The organism is Burkholderia sp. GW821-FHT14F03 (assembly GCF_058803765.1).
Genome location: NZ_JBXAPG010000013.1, coordinates 109,656 through 129,201, shown reverse-complemented (window position 1 = coordinate 129,201; position 19,546 = coordinate 109,656). Strand labels below are relative to the sequence as shown.

18 protein-coding genes are annotated in these 19,546 nt (G+C 68.0%); 9 read left to right on the top strand and 9 right to left on the bottom strand.

Annotation, left to right across the window (positions count from 1 at the left end):
- The first annotated feature begins 337 nt into the window (after positions 1–337).
- Complete coding sequence (locus AC1RQF_RS11315) at positions 338–901, top strand: hypothetical protein (RefSeq protein WP_273999456.1); 564 nt, start codon at positions 338–340, stop codon at positions 899–901.
- 30 nt (positions 902–931) lie between these two features.
- Complete coding sequence (locus AC1RQF_RS11310; RefSeq protein ID WP_273999457.1) at positions 932–1,738, top strand: hypothetical protein; 807 nt, start codon at positions 932–934, stop codon at positions 1,736–1,738.
- Between the two features lie 95 nt (positions 1,739–1,833).
- On the opposite strand, the gene AC1RQF_RS11305 is transcribed toward AC1RQF_RS11310, so the two are convergent.
- Together AC1RQF_RS11305 and AC1RQF_RS11300 are read right to left on the bottom strand one after the other, a co-directional pair.
- Complete coding sequence (locus AC1RQF_RS11305) at positions 1,834–2,967, bottom strand: porin (RefSeq protein ID WP_252985224.1); 1,134 nt, start codon at positions 2,965–2,967, stop codon at positions 1,834–1,836.
- A gap of 176 nt (positions 2,968–3,143) precedes the next feature.
- Positions 3,144–3,827, bottom strand: coding sequence for a YoaK family protein (locus AC1RQF_RS11300; protein WP_273999459.1), 684 nt, complete (start codon positions 3,825–3,827; stop codon positions 3,144–3,146).
- 226 nt (positions 3,828–4,053) lie between these two features.
- Here AC1RQF_RS11300 and AC1RQF_RS11295 point away from each other — a divergent pair, with 226 nt between their 5' ends.
- The 5 genes from AC1RQF_RS11295 to phnY all read left to right on the top strand — a co-directional run bounded on the left by AC1RQF_RS11295 (position 4,054) and on the right by phnY (position 9,561).
- A complete protein-coding gene (locus AC1RQF_RS11295; RefSeq protein WP_492872063.1) occupies positions 4,054–4,389 on the top strand; it encodes a hypothetical protein in 336 nt (111 codons plus the stop codon).
- A gap of 726 nt (positions 4,390–5,115) precedes the next feature.
- Complete coding sequence (aepX, locus tag AC1RQF_RS11290; protein WP_274004398.1) at positions 5,116–6,027, top strand: phosphoenolpyruvate mutase; 912 nt, start codon at positions 5,116–5,118, stop codon at positions 6,025–6,027.
- A 1-nt stretch (position 6,028) separates the two neighbouring features.
- Positions 6,029–7,240 (top strand): phosphonopyruvate decarboxylase, encoded by a 1,212-nt coding sequence (gene aepY, locus AC1RQF_RS11285; protein WP_273999462.1) that lies wholly within the window; start codon positions 6,029–6,031, stop codon positions 7,238–7,240.
- On the top strand, positions 7,206–8,057 hold the full coding sequence (locus AC1RQF_RS11280; RefSeq protein WP_443111604.1) for a TauD/TfdA dioxygenase family protein: 852 nt from the start codon (positions 7,206–7,208) through the stop codon (positions 8,055–8,057). Before aepY ends, AC1RQF_RS11280 begins: the two co-directional genes overlap by 35 nt.
- A 31-nt stretch (positions 8,058–8,088) precedes the next feature.
- Positions 8,089–9,561: a phosphonoacetaldehyde dehydrogenase gene (gene phnY, locus AC1RQF_RS11275; RefSeq protein ID WP_273999465.1), complete on the top strand. Its 1,473-nt coding sequence runs from the start codon at positions 8,089–8,091 to the stop codon at positions 9,559–9,561.
- Between the two features lie 10 nt (positions 9,562–9,571).
- Here the strand turns inward: phnY and AC1RQF_RS11270 are convergent, their stop codons facing one another.
- The gene (locus AC1RQF_RS11270) at positions 9,572–10,453 is read right to left on the bottom strand and encodes a LysR substrate-binding domain-containing protein (protein ID WP_273999467.1); all 882 of its coding nucleotides are present in this window, start codon (positions 10,451–10,453) and stop codon (positions 9,572–9,574) included.
- Between the two features lie 123 nt (positions 10,454–10,576).
- Between AC1RQF_RS11270 and AC1RQF_RS11265 the strand changes: the two genes are divergently transcribed.
- On the top strand, positions 10,577–11,305 hold the full coding sequence (locus tag AC1RQF_RS11265; protein ID WP_273999469.1) for a sulfite exporter TauE/SafE family protein: 729 nt from the start codon (positions 10,577–10,579) through the stop codon (positions 11,303–11,305).
- Between the two features lie 61 nt (positions 11,306–11,366).
- On the opposite strand, the gene AC1RQF_RS11260 is transcribed toward AC1RQF_RS11265, so the two are convergent.
- Positions 11,367–11,897 (bottom strand): chromate transporter, encoded by a 531-nt coding sequence (locus AC1RQF_RS11260; protein WP_273999470.1) that lies wholly within the window; start codon positions 11,895–11,897, stop codon positions 11,367–11,369.
- Positions 11,894–12,475, bottom strand: a complete 582-nt coding sequence (locus tag AC1RQF_RS11255; protein WP_273999471.1) for a chromate transporter — start codon at positions 12,473–12,475, stop codon at positions 11,894–11,896. The genes AC1RQF_RS11260 and AC1RQF_RS11255 overlap by 4 nt, the downstream gene beginning before the upstream one ends.
- 98 nt (positions 12,476–12,573) lie before the next feature.
- Between AC1RQF_RS11255 and AC1RQF_RS11250 the strand changes: the two genes are divergently transcribed.
- Positions 12,574–13,455: a transcriptional regulator GcvA gene (locus tag AC1RQF_RS11250; protein WP_273999472.1), complete on the top strand. Its 882-nt coding sequence runs from the start codon at positions 12,574–12,576 to the stop codon at positions 13,453–13,455.
- Between the two features lie 12 nt (positions 13,456–13,467).
- On the opposite strand, the gene AC1RQF_RS11245 is transcribed toward AC1RQF_RS11250, so the two are convergent.
- The 4 genes from AC1RQF_RS11245 to AC1RQF_RS11230 form a co-directional block, all read right to left on the bottom strand.
- Positions 13,468–14,775, bottom strand: coding sequence for a solute carrier family 23 protein (locus AC1RQF_RS11245; protein WP_492872062.1), 1,308 nt, complete (start codon positions 14,773–14,775; stop codon positions 13,468–13,470).
- A 513-nt stretch (positions 14,776–15,288) separates the two neighbouring features.
- Complete coding sequence (locus tag AC1RQF_RS11240) at positions 15,289–15,627, bottom strand: hypothetical protein (RefSeq protein ID WP_273999475.1); 339 nt, start codon at positions 15,625–15,627, stop codon at positions 15,289–15,291.
- 107 nt (positions 15,628–15,734) lie between these two features.
- Positions 15,735–18,014, bottom strand: coding sequence for a galactose oxidase-like domain-containing protein (locus tag AC1RQF_RS11235; RefSeq protein WP_492872061.1), 2,280 nt, complete (start codon positions 18,012–18,014; stop codon positions 15,735–15,737).
- Positions 18,015–18,653: 639 nt separating this feature from the next.
- The gene (locus tag AC1RQF_RS11230) at positions 18,654–19,340 is read right to left on the bottom strand and encodes a M24 family metallopeptidase (protein ID WP_273999478.1); all 687 of its coding nucleotides are present in this window, start codon (positions 19,338–19,340) and stop codon (positions 18,654–18,656) included.
- Positions 19,341–19,546 lie beyond the last annotated feature (206 nt).

Here is a 19,546-nt window from a genome sequence, read left to right as displayed (position 1 = left end):
TTTGGCGCTCCTAACGCCCCCCAACCCCCGCCGGGGCGCGCCGCCGCCCCGGCGATGATCCCAAGCAATGCGAAGTATCGGCAGCCGCCTCGCGCGATGCGCCCGCGACGTGCGCGCTTGTCACCGCCCTGTCACCCGCACTCCGTAACGTCCCCGTTCCTTCAGGCGCGACATCGCACTCGTTCGTGCAATCAATGCGCGCGCCTGTTTCGAGTGTCACCTCGGTTTTCCACTTTATTGAATTCGCGTAAGGTTAGTGCACCACGCGCGGGCTCGATGGCTCCCCGACCGTGACAGCCGGCACTCGACAACACGACCGGCGATACAAGGAGGGGACATGCGGTGGCAATACAAGGCAGCGGCCGTGCTGGCCGCCGCGATCCTGGCATGGACCGGCGCGCGCCTGCTCGCGCGCCCCGAGGCGCCGACGGCCGCGCGCGCCGAGCCCGCGGCCGCGCAGGCCGCGGCCGCGAACCGCTTCGGCGTCGACGCCGCCGCGCCCGCGCGCTCCGGCGCGCCGCCGCGCCCGCTGCCGCCGCGCGTGACCGACTTCATCGCCAGCCACTACCCCGACTCGGCGTCGACCCGCGCCGCGCTCACCCAGCTCGCATCGGGCTGGAGCCTCGCCGTCAACAACGTGCAAAGCCGCGCCGACGCCAAGGAGGCCGGCAACGCGATCGCGAAAGGCATCGCGTGCGCGCTGACCTCGGGCGTGCTGGGCCGGGCCGGCATCGACCAGCAGGCGATGCTCGACCGCATCCGCGACACGCGCGCCGTGATGCTCGGCACCGAGGCCGACACGCTCGCCTACTTCCGTTTCCAGTCGCTCGCCGGCGGCCAGTACTTCGACGACCCCGGCCCGGGCGCCTGCAGCTTCGATCCTTCGTCATTGCCGAACTGATTCTTCCCCCACCACAGAAGGAGATCACGCATGAAGAAGTTCGCCGCCGCTTTCCTCGCCAGCTCGCTGCTCGCGCTGTCCTGCCCGACGCCGCTCCATGCGGCATCCGCCGCCGCGCCCGGCTCGGCGATCGTATTCGTCAACGGCATCAACAACACGTTCGACGACGCGGTCGCCAGCCTGCAGGTATTGAAGAACGAAATGAACGCCCGCGACACCGGCAACGCCTACGTCTATGGCAACGCGTACAACGCGACGCAGGGCACCTTCAGCGACATTTACCAGGTGTTCAAGCAGAAGGCGGTGGAAGGATCGAGCCCGTCGGACTTCTGGCGCGCGGTCGACGGCAACGGCTTGCCTTCGAGCGGCATGGACGCGGCGCTCCAGCAGAAATACATCGACATCCTGACGAAGAACGACATCCCCGAGCTGCCCGATCACCTGAGCAAGTACCGCGCCTACCTGCAGCAGAACCGCAAGATCGTGCTGGTCGGCCACTCGCAGGGCTCGCTGTACGCGAACTTCGAGATCAACCTGCTGATCACCGGCCCCGACCGCGCGCAAGGGCGCATCAGCACGGTGAACGTCGGCAACGCGACGCGCTACCAGCTGCCCGGGTCGAGCTACCTGACCTCGTCCTCGGACGCTGTGATCAAGGGGCTGAGCCTCGTGCAGACCGTGCTGCCCGCGAACTTCTCGCTGGGCCTGCACATGCTGACCGATCCGCTCGGCCACTCGTTTCCGAAGATCTACATGAACGAGAGCTTCTCGGCGGCGAGCCAGATCCTCACCCAGGTCTCGCAGCAGGCGCGCAGCACCGCGCTCGCGGCGAGATGAACGCGCGCCCCGCATAAACGAACACCCCGGCGCCGGACCGCGTCCGGCGCCGGGGTGTCGGCGCATCACACGGCGCGGCAAGCCGCGCCGCCCGTTCAGAAGATCGTGCGCAGACCGATCGCGACGCCCGTCTGGTTGCTGCGACCCGGCAGTTCCACCGTCGCCGCGCCGTTCACCTTGTTGAAGTCGACCGTGCCGTACACCTCGGTGCGCTTCGACAGCGCGTACTCGGCGAGCGCGACGATCGCATAGCGATTGCCGTTGGCGAGCTGGCCCGACGCGTTCGTCGCATTGCGCATGCGGTCATAGTAGAACGCGCCCGTCAGCGTGAGCGGCGCGCTCACCTGCCAGCTCACGCCGGCGAACGGGCCGTCGTCGATCCGGCCGGTGCCCTTGAACGTGCTGATGCCGGGCGCGGCGCCCTGCTGCCACAGCGCGATGTTCACGAAGCCCGTGTCGTCCTTCGAATGCAGGTAGCCGCCGTAGACCTTCACGGTGCTGAATGCATAGACGACGTTCGCGTGATAGATGGTCTGCTTGCGGTTCGAGTTGTCGCTGTTCTGCTGCATGCCGGCGGCGACGCTGAGCGGCCCCGTCACGTACTGCAGCGAAAAGCCGTACATGTTGCCCGCGCCCAGGTGGCCCGGAATCTGGCCCGAGAAGCCGTTCACCCCGGTATTGGTCGAATCGGTGCCGAACGAATAGATCGCGCCGATCGTCAGGCCGCCGAAGGTGCCGCGATACTTGACCGCGTTGTCCGCGTAGAGGCCCGCGCCGAGCGCGCCCGGCAGCCACGAGTTCTCGTTGTAGTTGCCGACGGTCAGCGGATCGAAGGTGTCGCTGAGCAGGTCGAACAGCACCGTCTTCTGGCGGCCCAGCGTGACCGTGCCGTACTGGCTCGACAGCCCGACATAGGCCGCGCGGTTGAACAGGCGGGACGCGCTCGACTGCGTGCCGTCCTGCAGGTTCACGCCGCTTTCGAGGTTGAACAGCGCCTTCATGCCGCTGCCGAGATCCTCCGTGCCGTGCAGGCCGAAGCGCGAATTGGTGATCGCGCCGTTGGTCATGAAGACGCGGCCGTCGTTGTTCGCATTGGAATTCGACAGGTAGCGCAGGCTCACGTCAGCCACGCCCCACAAGGTCACCGAGCTTTGCGCCAGCGCATGCTGGCCGGCCATCGCCAGCGTCAGTCCCCCAACCAGCCCCACCATTTTCTTGGTCTGCTTCATCAGCGTTCCTTTTGTTAGTTGTGTCTGTCTCCGTCTCCGGTCGCGGCCGCCGTCACGCGCCGTCGGCGCGGGAATCGCGTGCGCAACCAGCCGAGCATCATAAGGCCAGCCGCCAGCATGAAAAAAATAGTCATCGCGGGAACGTGCGGATCTGTCGTTGATGTGCAACGACCGCGCTAGTCGGGCGTCGCGACGCGCCGGCGCGCGCGCCGCACGATCTCCGCGAAGGCCGCGGCGAGCAGCGCCACCGCGCCCCACAGCGCGCTGTCGCCGAAGCCGCGCGTCAGCAGGCCGCCGAGCACCGCGCCGCCGAGAAAGCACGCGCTGATGATGGCGAGCAGCCCCGAATCGTGCAGCGCGCCCGCGTCGTAGCGCGGGATCAGCCCGACGAACAGCTTCTGCGCGGAGCGCCGCAGGTTGCCGGTCGTCATCACCGACGTGTACGACAGGTTTTCGAGGTGCGTGAACGACAGCGTCTGCAGGGTCGCGACGAAGGAAATGCCCGGGATCAGCCATGCGCTCGACATCGCGACGACGCCGCTCGAGGCGAGCGCGAGGAACACGATCTCGCCGACGAGGCAGACGAACGCGGTGTGCCTGAGCCAGCCCTTCTGCGCGGCGAGGCCGAGCAGGTGCGCGACCAGCACCGCGATCACGAACGCGACGAGGGGCGGCACATGATGCAGCGCCTGCGCCCAGTTGCCCGCGGACAGGTTGATGCCGAGCAGCGCGACGTTGCCGGTCATCGTGTTCGCGAACACGTGGCCGTGGCCGACATAGGTATAGGCGTCGAGAAATCCGCCCGACAGCGTCAACAGCGATGCGACCGTCAGGTTGCGGCTCGCGGCGTCCAGATCCATGAGACGACAGACTCCAGGTGCGGCGGGAAGCTCGACCGGCGCGGCGGCCGGATGCGCGCGGCGCGCGGCGCGCACGCCGCATCGTGCGCGTCGCGGCGGACCGCGCGGCGGGACGCCCCCCGGGCGTGCGCCTCTATAATGAGGCCGGCATGCGGAGCGGGGGCGCCGTGCAGTATACCCGGCCGCCTCCGCCGTTCCCGCCGTCGACTCACCGTTGGACCCTGCCATGACGCCCGCCAAGTTCTTCCTGCGCTACACCGCCATTCCGTTCCTCGCGATCGTGCTCGTGGTCGGCTGGGCATGCCTGCGCGAATCGGGCGAGATCGACGCGCGCCAGTATGCGGCGCTCGTCGCCGCCTATCCGGATTTCTCGCCGAGGCTCCAGGACGAAGTCGCGCATGCGGTGCGCGCGGGCAAGCTCGACAAGGCCGATTACGCGACCATCGTCCGCCATTCGCTCGACGCGGGCTATGTGCTCGATTGGCCCGCGCGGGATGCCGGCCTCGACGCGGAGCGCGGCAGGCTGCTCGGGCTCGTCAACGGCGACGCGCGGGCGCAATGAGCGGCGGCGGGGCCGCCAACAGAGGGAGCACGCGATTCTCGTGAACGCCTGGCGGACGCCCTGTCCGCCAAGCGTTCGAACCGCTTGCGCAGTCGCCTGAAGCGGCGCAGGCATGCGAAACGTCCCCGCCCGGCAGCAGCGCCTGGATCGGCGACCACGGCTCGTCGTCGCGTATCGGTTTTGCCTCGGCCTCCCCATTGGCGCAACACCGGAGAGATCAACCCGGCTTGCCGCAGGGTCGGCCGCCCCGCAACGCGTCTTGCCGAAATCTTTTGCTCCGGGAATGTGTATTTATCGAGTAAATCGTTTCCCGGCCCGCACCTCGAATTAAACATTCCAATCGAAACGATTCAGCCGGCTTCACACAACAATAAAAACCGCCAAATCAAACGGAATTTAACCGGAAGATAACTCTAAACAATCCCCCGCACCTATTTCGATCCCCGCTTTCCGCACGCCTGATCGACATCCCGACGGCCGCCATCTCCGTCCGCCGGGTCGGCCGCGCGTCCGCGCCACGGGGCGCATCCGCCGACCCGCCCCCATCGCCCGCATCCCGACGCGCGGTCGATCACGCCCTTTTCACAATCTTTCCCCCGCCTTTCCATCCGGACACAGAAGTGTGAGTTTTTATCACGTATCCGCGAATTGCATCGTCACAAAATTGACAAACAACAAAAATTAGAAATCGACCCAGACAAGCAATTAGAAACCAGGGGTTCAATTATGCCAATCCGAGAATCAGCCAATATCACCATTACCAACGAACAGAGACGACGATCGTTCAAGGATCTGCTGGAGCACGGCCGCCCCTTGCGCTTCATCGAAAGTCACAGTCCGCTGTCCGCCGTGATCAGCGAAAACGTCTACGTGGCCACGGGTGGGAACCGCATCGAATTCGACGGCTTCTGGTCCAGTTCGCTGACCGATTCGACGCTGCGCGGCCTGCCCGACATCGAGATCCTCGACATCTCGAATCGCCTGTCCAACATTCAGCACATCTTCGACGTCACGACCAAGCCCTTGATCATCGACGGCGATACCGGCGGCAAGCCGGAGCATTTCTCGCTGAATGTTCAACTGCTGGAACGCGCGGGCGTGTCGGCCGTCATCATCGAGGACAAGACCGGGCTGAAGAAGAACTCGCTGCTCGGCAACGAGGTCATCCAGTACCAGGATTCGATCGACAACTTCTGCGACAAGATCCGGATCGGCAAGGCCGCGCAGATCACCCGCGATTTTCAGATCATCGCCCGCATCGAGAGCCTGATCCTCGACAAGGGCATGCAGGATGCGCTCGAACGCGCCGTCGCCTACTGCGAGGCGGGCGCGGACGGCATCATGATTCACAGCCGCCGCACCAGCGCCGACGAGGTCATCGAGTTCGCCGAGCGCTTTCGCGCACTCGGGCAACGCGCATACCTGGTCTGCGTCCCGACCAGCTTCAACGCCATTTCGTTCGCGGAGCTGGCCCGCCACTTCAGCGTCGTCATCTATGCCAACCACCTGCTGCGCGCGGCCTACCCGGCCATGCTCTCGGTGGCGGAAGGCATCCTCGCCCACGGCCGGACCCTCGAGGTCGAGCCGCACTGCCTGCCCATCAACGAAATCCTGAAGCTCGTTCCCGGAACCGCCTGACATGAGCCCACATCTCCTGATCGGGGCGCTGGTCGAGGCCCGGGTGAGCCTCGCCGTCGGCGTGCCCGATTCCCTGCTGAAACCCCTGTGCAATCAGCTGAACGAAGCATGCGCCCCGTTGCGCCACCTGATCGCGGCCAGCGAGGGCGGCGCGATCGGCCTCGCGATCGGCCACCATCTCGCCACCGGCGAGCTGGCCGCGGTCTATCTGCAGAACTCCGGGCTCGGCAATGCGATCAATCCGCTCGTGTCGCTCGCCGACCCGGCGGTGTACGGCGTTCCGCTCGTGCTGATCGTCGGCTGGCGCGCCGAACTGGCCGCCGACGGCACGCAGACGCACGACGAACCCCAGCATCGCCAGCAAGGCCGGATCACGTTGGCGCTGCTCGATACGCTGTCGATTCCCTACCTGGTGCTCGACGGCGCGCATGACGATCCGGCCGCGATCCGGCGTCTGCTGGAAGACGCGCGGCAGCAGTCGCGCCCGGTCGCGCTGGTGGTCCGCAAGGATGCCTTCGACCCCGCGCCGCCTCGCGCGCGCGCGCCGCACCAGGCCATCGATCCGCGCATGACGCGCGAGCAGGCGATCGCGCTGATCGTCGACGAGATCGGCGCCGACGCGGCGATCGTCGCGACCACCGGCATGGCGTCGCGCGAGCTGTACGAACTGCGCGAGCGGCTCGGCCAGTCGCACGCGCGCGACTTCCTCACGGTCGGCGGCATGGGCCATGCGTCGCAGATCGCGACGGGCATCGCGCTGGCGCGGCCGGACCAGCCGGTGGTCTGCATCGACGGCGACGGCGCGCTGCTGATGCACATGGGCGGCCTCGCGTACTGCGCGGGCGCGCCGAACCTGACCCACGTGGTGATCAACAACGGCGTGCACGACTCGGTGGGGGCCCAGCCCACGCTGGCCGCGCGCCTGCGGCTCGCGCACATCGCCGGCGCGTGCGGCTATGCGTTCAGCCGGACCGCCGCCACGCCGGCCGAGCTGGCCGCCGCGCTGCGGCATGCGAACGACGCGCACGAGAGCGCGTTCATCGAGGCGCTGTGCCGGCCGGGCTACCGAAGCGATCTCGGCCGGCCGCGCACCGCGCCCGTCGAGAACAAGCAGCATTTCATGCAATTCCTTTCCAGCCAGGGAGTTCACGATGATCGACACCCCCATCCGCAAGACGATCGCATACAAGCAGCTGTCCAATGCACTCGGTAGCGAGATCTACGGCTTCGGCACGCACTTTCCGCGCGATCCCGAGGCCGCGCGCACCCTGGTCGACGCCTGGCACGCGGGCGGCATCTGCCGGCTCCGGCAGCAGCGGCTCGACATGGCCGCCTTCGTCGAGTTCAGCCGGATCCTCGGCACGCCCGAGCGCGCGCTGAATCAGGAACGCAAGCTGACCTCGCGCGAGGATCTGCCCGAGCTGATGATCGTCTCGAACATCAAGGAGAACGGCGAGGCGATCGGCCACCTGGGCGCGAAGGAAGCGTACTGGCATACCGACATGTGCTACACCGACGTGCCGCCCATCGCCAGCATCCTGTACGCGATCGAGGTTCCCGCGTCCGGCGGCAACACCGAGTTCATGAACATGTACCGGGTCTACGAGGCCCTGCCGCCGGCCTTGCGCAGCCGCATCGAGCGCCTGTCGATCAAGCACGACCGCAGCTACACGGCGGTCGGCGAGCTGCGCTACGGCTTCGACTCGGTGGTGGACGTCACGACCTGCCCCGGATCGGTCCATCCGCTCGTGCGCGTCCATCCCGTCACGATGCGCCCGTACCTGTATCTCGGGCGGCGGCTGAACGCCTACGTGGTCGGCCTGCCGGTCGCCGAATCGGAGGCGCTGCTCGACGAGCTGTGGCGCTACACCCGGCTCGACGGCATGACCTGGAGCCAGCGCTGGGAGGTCGGCGACATCATGATCTGGGACAACCGCTGCACGATGCACCGGCGCGACGCGTTCGACGAAGCGGCGCGGCGGTTGATGTGGCGCACCCAGGTCCAGGCGGATCCCGCGCGCCCGCTGTGAACGGCCGCTCCCCCCATTCCATCGAGGCCCCATGATTGCTCATCCCAACCCGGCGCTGCGCCGCGTCGCGCGCGCGCTCGACCGCCGCACGTCGCCCGCCGCGCGCCGCCCGCTCGCGGTCCGTCATCCGTACGACGGCGCGCTCCTGGCCGAACTGCCGCTCGACGGCATCGACGAGATCCGCGGCCGGCTCGCGCGCGCGCACGGCTTCACGAGCGGCTTGAGCCGGCACGCGCGGATCGCGATCTTCGAGCGGGCGATCCAGCTGCTGCACGCGGAGCAGCGCGACGCCGCGCGCCTCATCACGCTCGAATCCGGCCTGTGCGTCAAGGACACGCTGTATGAAGTGGAGCGCGTGATCGGCGTGATGCAGGCGGCCATCACCGAGCTGAACCGCGACGACAGCCAGACGTTCTCGTGCGACCACGCGAGCGCGTCCGAGCGGCGCAAGATCTTCACGGTGCGCGAGCCGCTGCGCGGCGTGATCGCGGCGATCACGCCGTTCAACCATCCGATGAACCAGGTCGCGCACAAGATCTGTCCGGCCATCGCGTCGAACAATCGGATCGTGGTGAAGCCCTCGGAAAAGACGCCGCTGTCCGCGCTGTACCTGCTCGACCTGCTGCGCGACGCGGGCCTGCCGGAGCCGATGTTCGACGTCGTGGTCGGCGCACCGGCGGAGGTGGGCGCCGAGTTCCTCGCCAACGAGTATGTCGAGGTGGTCGCCTTCACCGGCAGCGTCGCGGTCGGCAAGCGGATCGCGAGCCAGGCGGGCTACCGGCGCACCGTGCTCGAGCTGGGCGGCAACGATCCGCTGATCGTGATGGAGGACGCCGACCTCGAACGCGCGGCGCGGCTGGCCGCCAAGGGCTCCTACAAGAACTCGGGCCAGCGTTGCACGGCGGTCAAGCGCATCCTCGTCGAGCGCACCGTGGCGGCCCGCTTCACCGCGCTGCTGGTCGAGCACAGCGCCGGCTGGAAGATCGGCGACCCGCTCGACGAGACCGTCGACATCGGCACGCTGATCGACGAAGCGGCCGCGCGCGAATGCGAGGCGCGCGTCAACGACGCCGTCGCGGCGGGCGCCCGCGTGTTGACCGGGCACCGGCGCGACGGCGCGGCCTACGCGCCGACCGTGCTCGATCGGGTCGCGCCCGACCTGCCCCTGGTCCAGCAGGAAACCTTCGGCCCGGTCTCGCCCGTCATTCCGTTCTCGGGACTCGACGAGGCGATCGCGATCGCGAACAGCACGCGCTACGGCCTGTCGTCCGGCGTCTGCACGAACCGTCTCGACTACATCACGCGCCTGATCGGCAATCTCGACGTCGGCACCGTCAACGTCTGGGAAGTGCCCGGCTTCCGGCTCGAGAGCACGCCGTTCGGCGGCGTCAAGGATTCGGGGCTCGGCGGCAAGGAGGGCATGCAGGAGGCGCTCAAGAACTTCACCAACCTGAAGACCTATTCGCTGCCGTGGGACACCCTCGGGCCGTCGCTCGCGGCGTGAGGCGCATGCGTCATGCCGCGCCGTTCGCGACGAGCCAGTCCTCGAAGCGACGGTGCAGCACGGTCTTCTGGATGCCGATCGGCGTGATCGCGTAGTAATCGTGATGCGCGACGCGGATCGCGTCGAACGGCGCGACGATGCGGCCGCTCGCGATGTCGCGGCTCAGCGTGACGACGGGACCGATGCCCACGCCGAGTTCGTCGACGACTCCCTGGAAGGTCACGTGGAAATGATCGAAGCGCAGCCGGTTCGCGAAGCGTTGCCCGTCGAGCTGCGCCGCCGCGAACCAGTCGTCCCAGTGGCGCGGACGGGTCTCCGTTTCGAGCAGCGTATGGTCGATCAGGTCGGCGGGGTGGCGCAGCGGGCGCTCCGCCAGCAGCGACGGCGACGCGATCACCGTGTGGTGGTCGCTCAGGAAGCGGACGGCGGAGGCGGGATTGAAGAGCAGGTCCTCGCGGCGGATCGCGACGTCGCAGTGGCCGCCGTTCGGCTGCTGCTGGGTCGTGACGGTGAGGACCTGGATCGTGGCGTCGGGATGGTCGACGCGGAACGTGACGAGGCGCGGAATCAGCCAGCGCATGCCGAAGGTGGTCGGCACGCTGACGCGCAGCACCTGCCGCGCGCGCCCCTTGCCATAGCGCTCGACGATGTCGGTGAGCGCGTCGAACGCGCCGTCCAGTTCCTGCGCGAAGGCCCGCGCGTGCACGGTCGGCACCATCCGCTGCCCGTCTTTCTCGAACAGACGCAGGCCGAGCCGGGATTCGAGGGTCTGGATTTGCCGGCTGACCGCGCTGTGCGTCACGCACAGCTCGTCGGCGGCCGCCGAGAAGCTGCCCGCGCGACACGCCACCAGGAACGTCCGTATCGCGGCCAGCGGAGGAAGTTCGGCCATGTCGGAGGAGCTTTCTGAAAAGTCACGGACGAGCGAAATTTTATCACGCAGCGTCACGCGTCGATTGGCTAGTATGGCCGGCCGGCTCCCGCGTCACGGCGCGTATTCGACGAGGCAATCCCCATGCTGCTGCCCTACCTGCTCATCGTGCTCATCGGCGTCACCGCGGGCGTCGTCAGCGGCGTGATCGGGACCGGCGCATCGATCATGTTGCTGCCGCCGCTGGTGTTCTATTTCGGTCCGCGGCAGGCGATTCCGATCATGGCGATCGCCGCCGTGCTCGGCAATGTCTCGCGCGTCTACGTCTGGCGGCGGGACATCGCCTGGCGCGCCTGCCTCGTCTACGCGGCGGCCGCCGCGCCGGCGGCCGCGCTCGGCGCGCATACGCTGTGGATGCTCAAGCCGCAGTGGGTGGACTGCGCGCTCGGGGTGTTCTTCCTCGCGATGATTCCCTATCGGCGCTTCGCCAGCCGGCGCCACGTCACGCTCACGGCCTGGCAGCTGTTCATCGCGGGTGCGCTGGTCGGCTACCTGACGGGCATCGTGTTCTCGACCGGCCCGCTGACGCTGCCGATCTTCTCCGCGTACGGCCTCGTCAAGGGCGGCCTGCTCGCCACCGAAGCCGCCGCCTCGCTCGTGGTGTACGCCGGCAAGCTCGCCGCGTTCGAGCAGCTGGGCGGCCTGCCGCTCGACGTCGTGGCCAAGGGCGTGCTGGTCGGGCTGTCGCTGTCGGCCGGCATTTCCGTCGGCAAGGCGGTGCTGCAACGCCTGTCGGTCAACGCGTTCCATACGCTGCTCGACCTCGTGATGCTGTCCGCGGGCACCACCATGCTGTGGGGCGCGATACGTTAGCGCAGCGCAAGCACGCCCGGCATCGCCTTTCATTGCGCGGGCGTTTCCCGGCGCCTCGCGCTCAACCGATCAGGCCGGCCAGCAGGCCGACGAGCGCGCCGCCCGCGAGCAGCCACAGCGGATGGATCCGCGTGCGGTAGGCGAGCGCGGCGCACAGCGCGGTGATGCCCCACTGCACCGCACTGCGATTCGAGGCCTCGGTGATCAGGGCCGCGCTCGCCGCCACGAGCCCCGCCGTCACGGGCATCATGCCGAGCTGCACGTAGCGCCGCCACGGCCGGTCCTTGAAGCGCTCCCATGCGTGCAGCGCGCCGATCGTCACGAGCGACGACGGCCCGAACTTCGCGAGCGACGACACGAAGAGCCCGGGCCAGCCCGCGACATGCCAGCCGACCAGCGGCACGATCATCATGTTCGGTCCGGGCGCGGCCTGCGCGAGCGCGAACAGCGCGGTGAATTCCTGCGCGCTCATCCAGCCGTGCACGTCGACCACCTGCCGCTGCATCTCCGGCAGGATCGTATTGCCGCCGCCGAACGCGAGCAGCGACAGCTCGGTGAAGATATGCGCGAGCGCGAGCAAGGTGGCGTTCATCGCGCCGCTCCCGCCGCGTCGCGGCGCGCCGCGAGCCAGATGCTGAGCGGCGTGAGCACGAGCATCGTGGTGAGGAGCGGCAGGCGCAGCAGCGCGATCGCCGCGAACGCGAGCGCCGCGACGCACGCGCCGGCGCGCGCACGGCGCAGCGGCTTCACGACCTTCACGGCCATCGCGATCAGCAGGCCGGCGGCCGCGGCGGCCAGGCCGCCGAACAGGTGCTGCACGCGCGGATCGCTCTGGGTCTTCGCATACAGCACGCCGAGCCCGACGACCACCAGGGTGGGGCCGGCGATCAGGCCGAGCAGCCCCGCGAGCGCGCCCGGCACGCCGCGAAAGCGCATGCCGACCGCCACCGACAGGTTGATCACGTTGCCGCCGGGCAGGAACTGGCACAGGCCGAGCAGGTCGGTGAATTCGTCCGCGCTGAGCCAGCGGCGCTCCTCGACGATCGTGCGGCGCGCAAACGGCAGCGCGCCGCCGAACGACATCAGGCCGAGGCTGAGAAACCCGATGAAGAGTTCGGCGCAGCCGACGGGGCGGCGGCCGGCGCGCGCATCGGAAGAAGGCACTTGCATGGGAGTCCTCGGTAATCGTCCGGCACCGAGATTACGCCGCTTCGCGCACGCGGCAAAACGATTATTTCGACGCCGCCTTGTGATCTAGAATCACAAGCATGACCCGCGTCCTGCCCCCATTCCCCGCGCTGCGCGCCTTCGAGGCCGCCGCAAGACATGAAAGCTTCAGCGCCGCCGGCGACGAGCTGCATGTGACTCACGGCGCCATCAGCCGGCAGATCGCCGCGTTCGAGAGCTGGCTCGGCAAGCCGGTGTTCCATCGCCACGGCAGGCGCGTGTCGCTCACCGACGAAGGCCGCCGCTATCTCGCCGCGGTCGAGATGGCCTTCGACAATCTCGAGAGCGCGACCGAGCAGCTGCGCCGCACCGGCGAGACGCGCGTGCTGCGCATCAATGCGTTGCCGACCTTCGCGATGAAATGGCTGCTGCCGCGCCTGAGCCGCTTTCAGCGCGAAGCGCCCAACGTGGAGCTGAAGCTGTCGACCTCGAACGCGCCGCCGGCCGCGCTCGACGCGTTCGACGTCGCGATCCGGCGCGGCCCGGCGCGCTGGCCGAACTGCGCGAGCGGGCGGTTTCTCGACGAAAGCGTGATTCCGGTGTGCAGCCCCGCGCTGCTCAAGCGCGCGCCGATCGCGAACGCGCAGGATCTCGCGCGCCACGTGCTGCTGCATTCCGACACGCGCCCCGAGGCGTGGCGCGACTGGTTCGCCGCCGCCGGCGTGCCGATGAAGGGCCGCAAGAAGCAGTCGTTCGACCACTTCTATCTCGCGCTGCAGGCGGCGGTGGACGGACTTGGCGTGGCGCTCGGCCCGCTGCCGATGATCGCCGACGAACTGGCGGGCGGCCGGCTCGTCACGCCGCTCGACGGGCCGCGCATCGCGACCCGCAGCTACTGGTGGATCGCGCGGCGCGAGCTGGCCGACGAGCCGCTCGTCAGCCGCTTCTGCGCGTGGCTCGAAGCGCAGGCGGCGAGCACCTGAGGCGGCCCGCGCTCACAGCACCGGGCCGGGCTCCTTTTCCCTGCGCAGCAGCGCGTACAGCAGGATCGCGCCGAACGTCGCGGTGCCGATCCCGCCAAGCGCGAAGCCGCCGAACTTCAGCGAGAAGTCGCCCGCGCCGAGCACCAGCGTGACCGCGGCGACGATCAGGTTGCGGTTGTCCGAGAAATCGACCTTGTTGACCACCCAGATGCGCGCGCCGGTGACCGCGATCAGGCCGAACACGACGATCGACACGCCGCCCAGCACCGGGCCCGGAATCGTCTGGATCACCGCGCCGAACTTCGGCGAGAAGCCGAGCACGATCGCGATCAGCGCGGCGACCACGAACACCAGCGTCGAGTAGATGCGCGTGACCGCCATCACGCCGATGTTCTCGGCGTAGGTCGTCACGCCCGTGCCGCCGACGCTGCCCGACACGATGGTCGCGAGCCCGTCGCCGATGAACGCGCGGCCGACGTAGCGGTCGAGGCTGTGCCCCGTCATCGCGCCGACCGCCTTCAGGTGGCCGAGATTCTCGGCGACCAGGATCACCGCGATCGGCGCGAGCAGCAGCATCGCGCGCGGATCGAACACCGGCGCGGTGAAATGCGGCACGCCGAACCAGGCGGCGTGCGCGACGATCGAGAAGTCGATCGGCTTGCCGAGCCCGAAGCCGTTGGTGGTCACCGTATAGATCAGGTAGGCGATCGCGAGGCCGACCAGGATCAGGAGGCGCTGCAGCATGCCGCGTGCGAACACCGCGACGCCGCCCACGCACAGCACGGTGACGAGCGCCATCGTCGAATCGAAGCTCGAGCCGCTCACGCCCTTGACCGCGACCGGGGCGAGATTGAGGCCGATCACCGCGACGATCGCGCCGGTGACGACGGGCGGCATCAGCGTTTCGATCCAGCGGGTGCCGAGCGCCGACACGATCAGGCCGATCGCCATGTAGACCACGCCGCACGCGATGATCCCGCCGAGCGCGACCGGAATCGCGAGGTTCGGGCCGGACCCGCCGTAGCCCGTCACCGCGATCACGAGGCCGATGAACGCGAAGCTGGAGCCGAGGTAGCTGGGCACGCGCCCGCCCACGAGCACGAAGAACAACAGCGTGCCGACGCCGGACATGAAGATGCACAGATTCGGGTCGAAGCCCATCAGCAGCGGCGCGAGCACGGTCGAACCGAACATCGCGACCACGTGCTGCACGCCCATCGCCACCATCTGCGGCCAGGACAGGCGCTCGTCGGGGCCGACGACGCGGTGCGCGTCGCCGCGCGCCTGCAAGCGCCAGCGCGGGAAATAGGAATCGGCCATCGCGGGATCTCCAGTGGTCTGCCGGGTCGGGAACGCCGGCGCGCGGCGCGCCGGCCGAAAAGTCAGGCGCGAGTGTACGGAGCACGCCCGGCGCTGACAAGCTGGATCGAACCCGCCCGAGGGAGGGCGGCGGCGGGTGGGCGGGCCGGGAACCCGGAGCCGGGACGGACGCCCGGTCGCGGCGCCGTCAACCCGCGGTTGATCGGCGACAAGGAAGCAGGAGCGGGCGCGACCCGGCACGCCGCCGACGTATTCCGGACGCCGCGGGGATGTCGCGCGGGGCAAGCCGGCGCGCAGCAGGCGGCGCTTGGGCGCGAGACACCGGCGAATCGGGCCGAGGCGCCGGTCGCGAAGGCCACGCATGCGCCGCGCGCGTCCCCGGGCGGGCCGGCGGCTATTCCGCGCGCGGTCGTTCACGCGCGAACCGATGGCCGCTATGGAGCGATTTCAACGCTCACCGCGCCGCCCCTCTCAGGATCGGCGACGCGGCGCGGCTCGACAGGGAGCGGCGTATCAATTGGCGAACGCTGGATGCCGCCGATTTCTGAGGTATTGGGCAACGTCGTCGAAACTGACCGAGCCGCTCCCGGATTGATCGATTTCACTGAAATGTTCGGCAATACCGTTCCACCCGTTCTGCCGGGCCTGCATCAACGTCATGCGATGCGTGATCGGGTCCGCGGCCGCATTGAAACGCTTCTTGATCTCCACGATCGCGCGATCCCGCCGGACAGCGTCCGGGGCAACGGGCGCCTCCCCCTTCGTTGCCGGCGCCTGCGCCTGAAGCTCGCTCGCCTGCGCACCTGAGGCACAGCCGATACTCGCCGCGAATAGTATCGAGATCGCACGCATGATGGTCCTGTTCCAAAGTATCCGGGTTGGAAAACGCGCCGGACGCACGCCGTCCAGGCCGTTCGCCGAGGACGGCGGACGACATCGCCGGGCTCGTCGCTGCGGTCTCACGCGGGTTTCGACGCCGAGGTCGATTGCAAGGCGCGCACGATGCCGTCCAGCCAGATGCCCGCGAGTTTCCGGTGGCCGGCGTCGTTGGGATAGAGCGCGTCGTAGTAGTCCACCCCGATCTTGGGAACCAGCGTGGCGGCGTCGACCAGGAACACATCCCCATATTGCGCCGCTGCGCTGTTCGCCAAGCCGACCACCTGGGCATTGAACCGGCCGATGCGGGCTTGCGTTGCCGCATCCGGGGTCGGCGCGAGCGTCGACAAGACGATCTTCACGCCGGGCGCGGCCGCGCGAATCGTATCCACGAGCTTCCCCAGCCTCGCCGGCGCGGTGTCGACCTGGTAGTTGGTCAGCATGTCGGTGAAACCCATTTGCAACAGGACAAAGCCGGGCTTCGCGGTTCTCACCCAATTCCCGGCGTACGCCGTCATGTCGCCGATCAGCATGCCCGGATGACCTTCGTGATGAGTATCGATGCCGTAGACGCCGTTGCCCGGATAGATCGAACCGACGAACTGATAGTTGAGCGTCTTCTGCGCCAGCAATTCCTGCAAAGGCGCGCGATAACCCGAGTAGTTCGTCCCCGGCAGATTGATATAGCCGTACGTCAGCGCGTCGCCCAAGGGCATGATGCGCAGCGTCCGGGTTGCCGTCGCGGCGAGCGTCGGGCTCGGATCGATCCGCACGAGGCTCGCCTCGGACGGCACGCCGTTCGCGTTGATCACGAAAACCATGTACATGCCCGGTGTGAACTGATGCCTGTCGTTGGTCAAGGCCGCATCCAGCTTCACGCCCTGCTGCACGAACGCCAGCTCGATGAAGCGCTGCTCCATGTTGAACGAATGCGTCGTCGACCCGGTCTTCACCAGCGTGATGCGTTTGATCGAGCCGGCGTCGGCCGACGTCAGCGTGAGCACGCCGCCGGCCGTTGCCGTCAGCGGCGCCGAATCGATCGCCGGGCGCGTCGCGCGCGTGCCGTCCGCGTTGAACAGGTAGGGCGGATAGTAGATCTCCGCATGGGTGTTGGCGGGAAACTCGGGGCCGGGATAGGTCGGCGTACTGGCCCCGCCGCCGCCCGTCAGCACGGTGCCGTCGGCCAGCAGCAACGAGGTGGCGTGATACATCCGCGAATGCGCCGCGACGGCGCCGTCCGTCCAGGTATTGGTCGCGGGCTCGTAAAGCTCGGAGGTATAGCTGCTCGTCGCCAGCTCGTTGTACCCCAGCGATCCCCCGTTGACGAACACCTGGCCGTTCGGCAGCACGGTCGCATGTCCCCAGGTCCGCGGGCGCTTCAGCTTCGACGTCGACACGACGGTCGGAACGACGCTCGGCGTCGACGACGCCCCGGAGCCCGACGCCTCCATCCGGTTGATGTCGATCACGCTGGCGGTACGGGCGTCGCCGCCCGTGCCGACCACCAGGATCCGGCCCGGGGCGAACATCACGACCGCCTCGCCGCGGCTGCCGGCGGCAAACGGGTTGTAAGGCGCCGCGCTGTTCAACGTCCGGACGGAGCCGTTTCCTCGGGTGTCGACCTCGAAGAACCTCGCGCCGGATTTGCCGAAGATCTTGCCGTTCGGACCGACGAAGTTGCGCGGATACCAGTCGTCGTAACCGCCTGTATAAGCGCCGTTCAGCAGGCGATGCGCGCCGTCCGGCACGCCCCGGATCTCGGGATAGCTATTGCCGCCCGTGCCGCCCTGCAGATAGATTTCGTTGTTCGGCAATACCGTCGCGGTGGAATACCACCTGGGCAGCAGCATCGCGCTGTTCTGCTTGAGCAGCTGCTGCTTCGCATCCGACGCGGCCGGGTTGTAGATCGTGATCGATGAATTGGTGGCGGCGTTGGTCGAGTAGCCGGTGCCGTCGCTGGTCCCGACCGTGACGTCGCCGCCAAAAATGCCGACCGTGCCGTCGGCCAGATTGAGTTGCGAGCTGCAGAAAAGATCGACCTGGGTCGTGTTCGGCAACGTCTGATGCGCACCTGGACCCGTGCCCAGGAAGGGGGACCACACATCGTAGAAGAACATCCCCGACTGAAATCCCTGCTTGGTGCTGCCGTAGGTCAGAACGCGGCCGTCCTTGGTCATCACCGCGTGAATCGGAATGAACGGCCAATTCACGACCGGCGAAAAAACGCCTCGGATCGAATCGCCCTGCTCCGGAATCCCTCCGCCCGGGTTCTGCGATGCGGTTCCGCCACGCTGCGCATTGCCCTGTGCCGTTCCGAGCAGGGCGGCGGTTGCGACGCCCGATGCAGTCAGCCCGGCTGCCATCACGACGCGCCTTCTCTTGAAATTGGGTCTGTTGTTCATAATAGGCGGCTCGGAAATCCTGCTCAATCAGCATCCACGATTCATCGTCAATGATCGGCGCTTTCATTCTTGGGATGACGTCGCTCAAGCATCCAGGATCAACCACGCGTCAAGAATTCAAGCAGTCCTCACGCGGTCTTTTTCTACCCGACAATTTTTCTCCCGGCGTTGCCGACCGACCCGCCTGAACGTCATGAGCCATCACGGGAAACCGTCACGTTCAACGAAGTCCGCATATGCTCGACGCAGGCCGTACCGGTGCGCCTTTGAATTGCCGACCGCCGACACGCCCACAAAGTAGGACATCAAATTAATTTGATGTGTTGGTCATATTACATATTGCGTACAGAAAACTTACCGCCGCTCGTCGCCCCCTGGTCACGAGAGCGCGTGGCTCGGCACGCTGCCGACGGCTCCCGGGTGCCGCAGCGATATCGCGCCGGGCAACGAAGCGCGCAGCGCGTGTCGCGAAGGCCGCGCATGCGCTGCGCGCGCTCCCGCGCGGGCTGATGACGCTTCCCTGCACGGTCGTTCACGCGCGCACGGCCTTCACGAAGCCATGCCTCGCGTTCGCCGGTTCCGGCGCGCGCCGCCCCGCCGTCACGCGTAGTACGTGTCGTCCAGCAGCATGTCCTCGAAGAACGCGCCGAAGCGGCGCGCCGGATCGAGCAAATGAACCTCCAGGATCCACCGCAGCGCCGACGGCGCGACGTCGAGGTCCGCAAGCGCGCCCGTATGCAGCGCCGCGTGCGGAAAATCGGCGACCCGATGGCCGGGCAAGTCGAGATTCAAGTCCCACCCCATCTTGCGCGCCGTCTCCGCCGCATAGGCATACAGCGCCTGCCCGCTGAGCCCGCGGCTCGCCCACACCCCGCGCACGTCATGGAACAGGCGCTCCGCATCCGCCGCGCAGCGCGCATGCTCCGCGTGCGCGCCGGCCACGAAGCTCGCGCCGCCGTCGCCCTCCCACGCGCCCACGCGCGGCGCGATGTCGATGAAGAACAGATCGCCGTCGCGCAGCACGACGCCCGGTTCGGACGACCGCTTCATCGGCTTGAGCGTATTGCGGCCGAAGCGCACGCGGGTCGGATGCCAGCTCAGCGTCATGCCGGCTTCGGCCAGGCGCTGCTTCGCCATCGTCACCGCCTCCTCCTCGCGCATGCCGGGCGCGACGCGGCTCGCGATATCGTGGATCGCGCGACGGGTTTGCTCGCGGGCGAGCAGCATGCCATCCGCCGAAAAGGCGGGGCCCACGCGCTCGGCCGCGTGCGCAGTCGACACATTCATGGCGTCACTCCGTATCCGTGATGAAAAAAAGCGCTCGAAATGAGCGCTTTCATTGTTGCGGCCTGCCCGCGCGCCGGCCAGCGCCGCATGGCCGCGAATCCGGCCAATCCGCGCGCGAATCGCGCCACGGCCGCGGGGGGGGGGGGGGGGGGGGGGGGGGGGGGGGGGGGGGGGGGGGGGGGGGGGGGGGGGGGGGGGGGGACGTA

Coding starts and splice junctions, on each gene's coding strand:
- AC1RQF_RS11315 (WP_273999456.1), top strand. CDS start 338: ATGCGGTGGCAATACAAGGCAGCGGCCGTGCTGGCCGCCGCGATCCTG.
- AC1RQF_RS11310 (WP_273999457.1), top strand. CDS start 932: ATGAAGAAGTTCGCCGCCGCTTTCCTCGCCAGCTCGCTGCTCGCGCTG.
- AC1RQF_RS11305 (WP_252985224.1), bottom strand. CDS start 2,967: ATGAAGCAGACCAAGAAAATGGTGGGGCTGGTTGGGGGACTGACGCTG.
- AC1RQF_RS11300 (WP_273999459.1), bottom strand. CDS start 3,827: ATGGATCTGGACGCCGCGAGCCGCAACCTGACGGTCGCATCGCTGTTG.
- AC1RQF_RS11295 (WP_492872063.1), top strand. CDS start 4,054: ATGACGCCCGCCAAGTTCTTCCTGCGCTACACCGCCATTCCGTTCCTC.
- aepX (WP_274004398.1), top strand. CDS start 5,116: ATGCCAATCCGAGAATCAGCCAATATCACCATTACCAACGAACAGAGA.
- aepY (WP_273999462.1), top strand. CDS start 6,029: ATGAGCCCACATCTCCTGATCGGGGCGCTGGTCGAGGCCCGGGTGAGC.
- phnY (WP_273999465.1), top strand. CDS start 8,089: ATGATTGCTCATCCCAACCCGGCGCTGCGCCGCGTCGCGCGCGCGCTC.
- AC1RQF_RS11270 (WP_273999467.1), bottom strand. CDS start 10,453: ATGGCCGAACTTCCTCCGCTGGCCGCGATACGGACGTTCCTGGTGGCG.
- AC1RQF_RS11265 (WP_273999469.1), top strand. CDS start 10,577: ATGCTGCTGCCCTACCTGCTCATCGTGCTCATCGGCGTCACCGCGGGC.
- AC1RQF_RS11260 (WP_273999470.1), bottom strand. CDS start 11,897: ATGAACGCCACCTTGCTCGCGCTCGCGCATATCTTCACCGAGCTGTCG.
- AC1RQF_RS11255 (WP_273999471.1), bottom strand. CDS start 12,475: ATGCAAGTGCCTTCTTCCGATGCGCGCGCCGGCCGCCGCCCCGTCGGC.
- AC1RQF_RS11250 (WP_273999472.1), top strand. CDS start 12,574: ATGACCCGCGTCCTGCCCCCATTCCCCGCGCTGCGCGCCTTCGAGGCC.
- AC1RQF_RS11245 (WP_492872062.1), bottom strand. CDS start 14,775: ATGGCCGATTCCTATTTCCCGCGCTGGCGCTTGCAGGCGCGCGGCGAC.
- AC1RQF_RS11240 (WP_273999475.1), bottom strand. CDS start 15,627: ATGCGTGCGATCTCGATACTATTCGCGGCGAGTATCGGCTGTGCCTCA.
- AC1RQF_RS11235 (WP_492872061.1), bottom strand. CDS start 18,014: ATGGCAGCCGGGCTGACTGCATCGGGCGTCGCAACCGCCGCCCTGCTC.
- AC1RQF_RS11230 (WP_273999478.1), bottom strand. CDS start 19,340: ATGAATGTGTCGACTGCGCACGCGGCCGAGCGCGTGGGCCCCGCCTTT.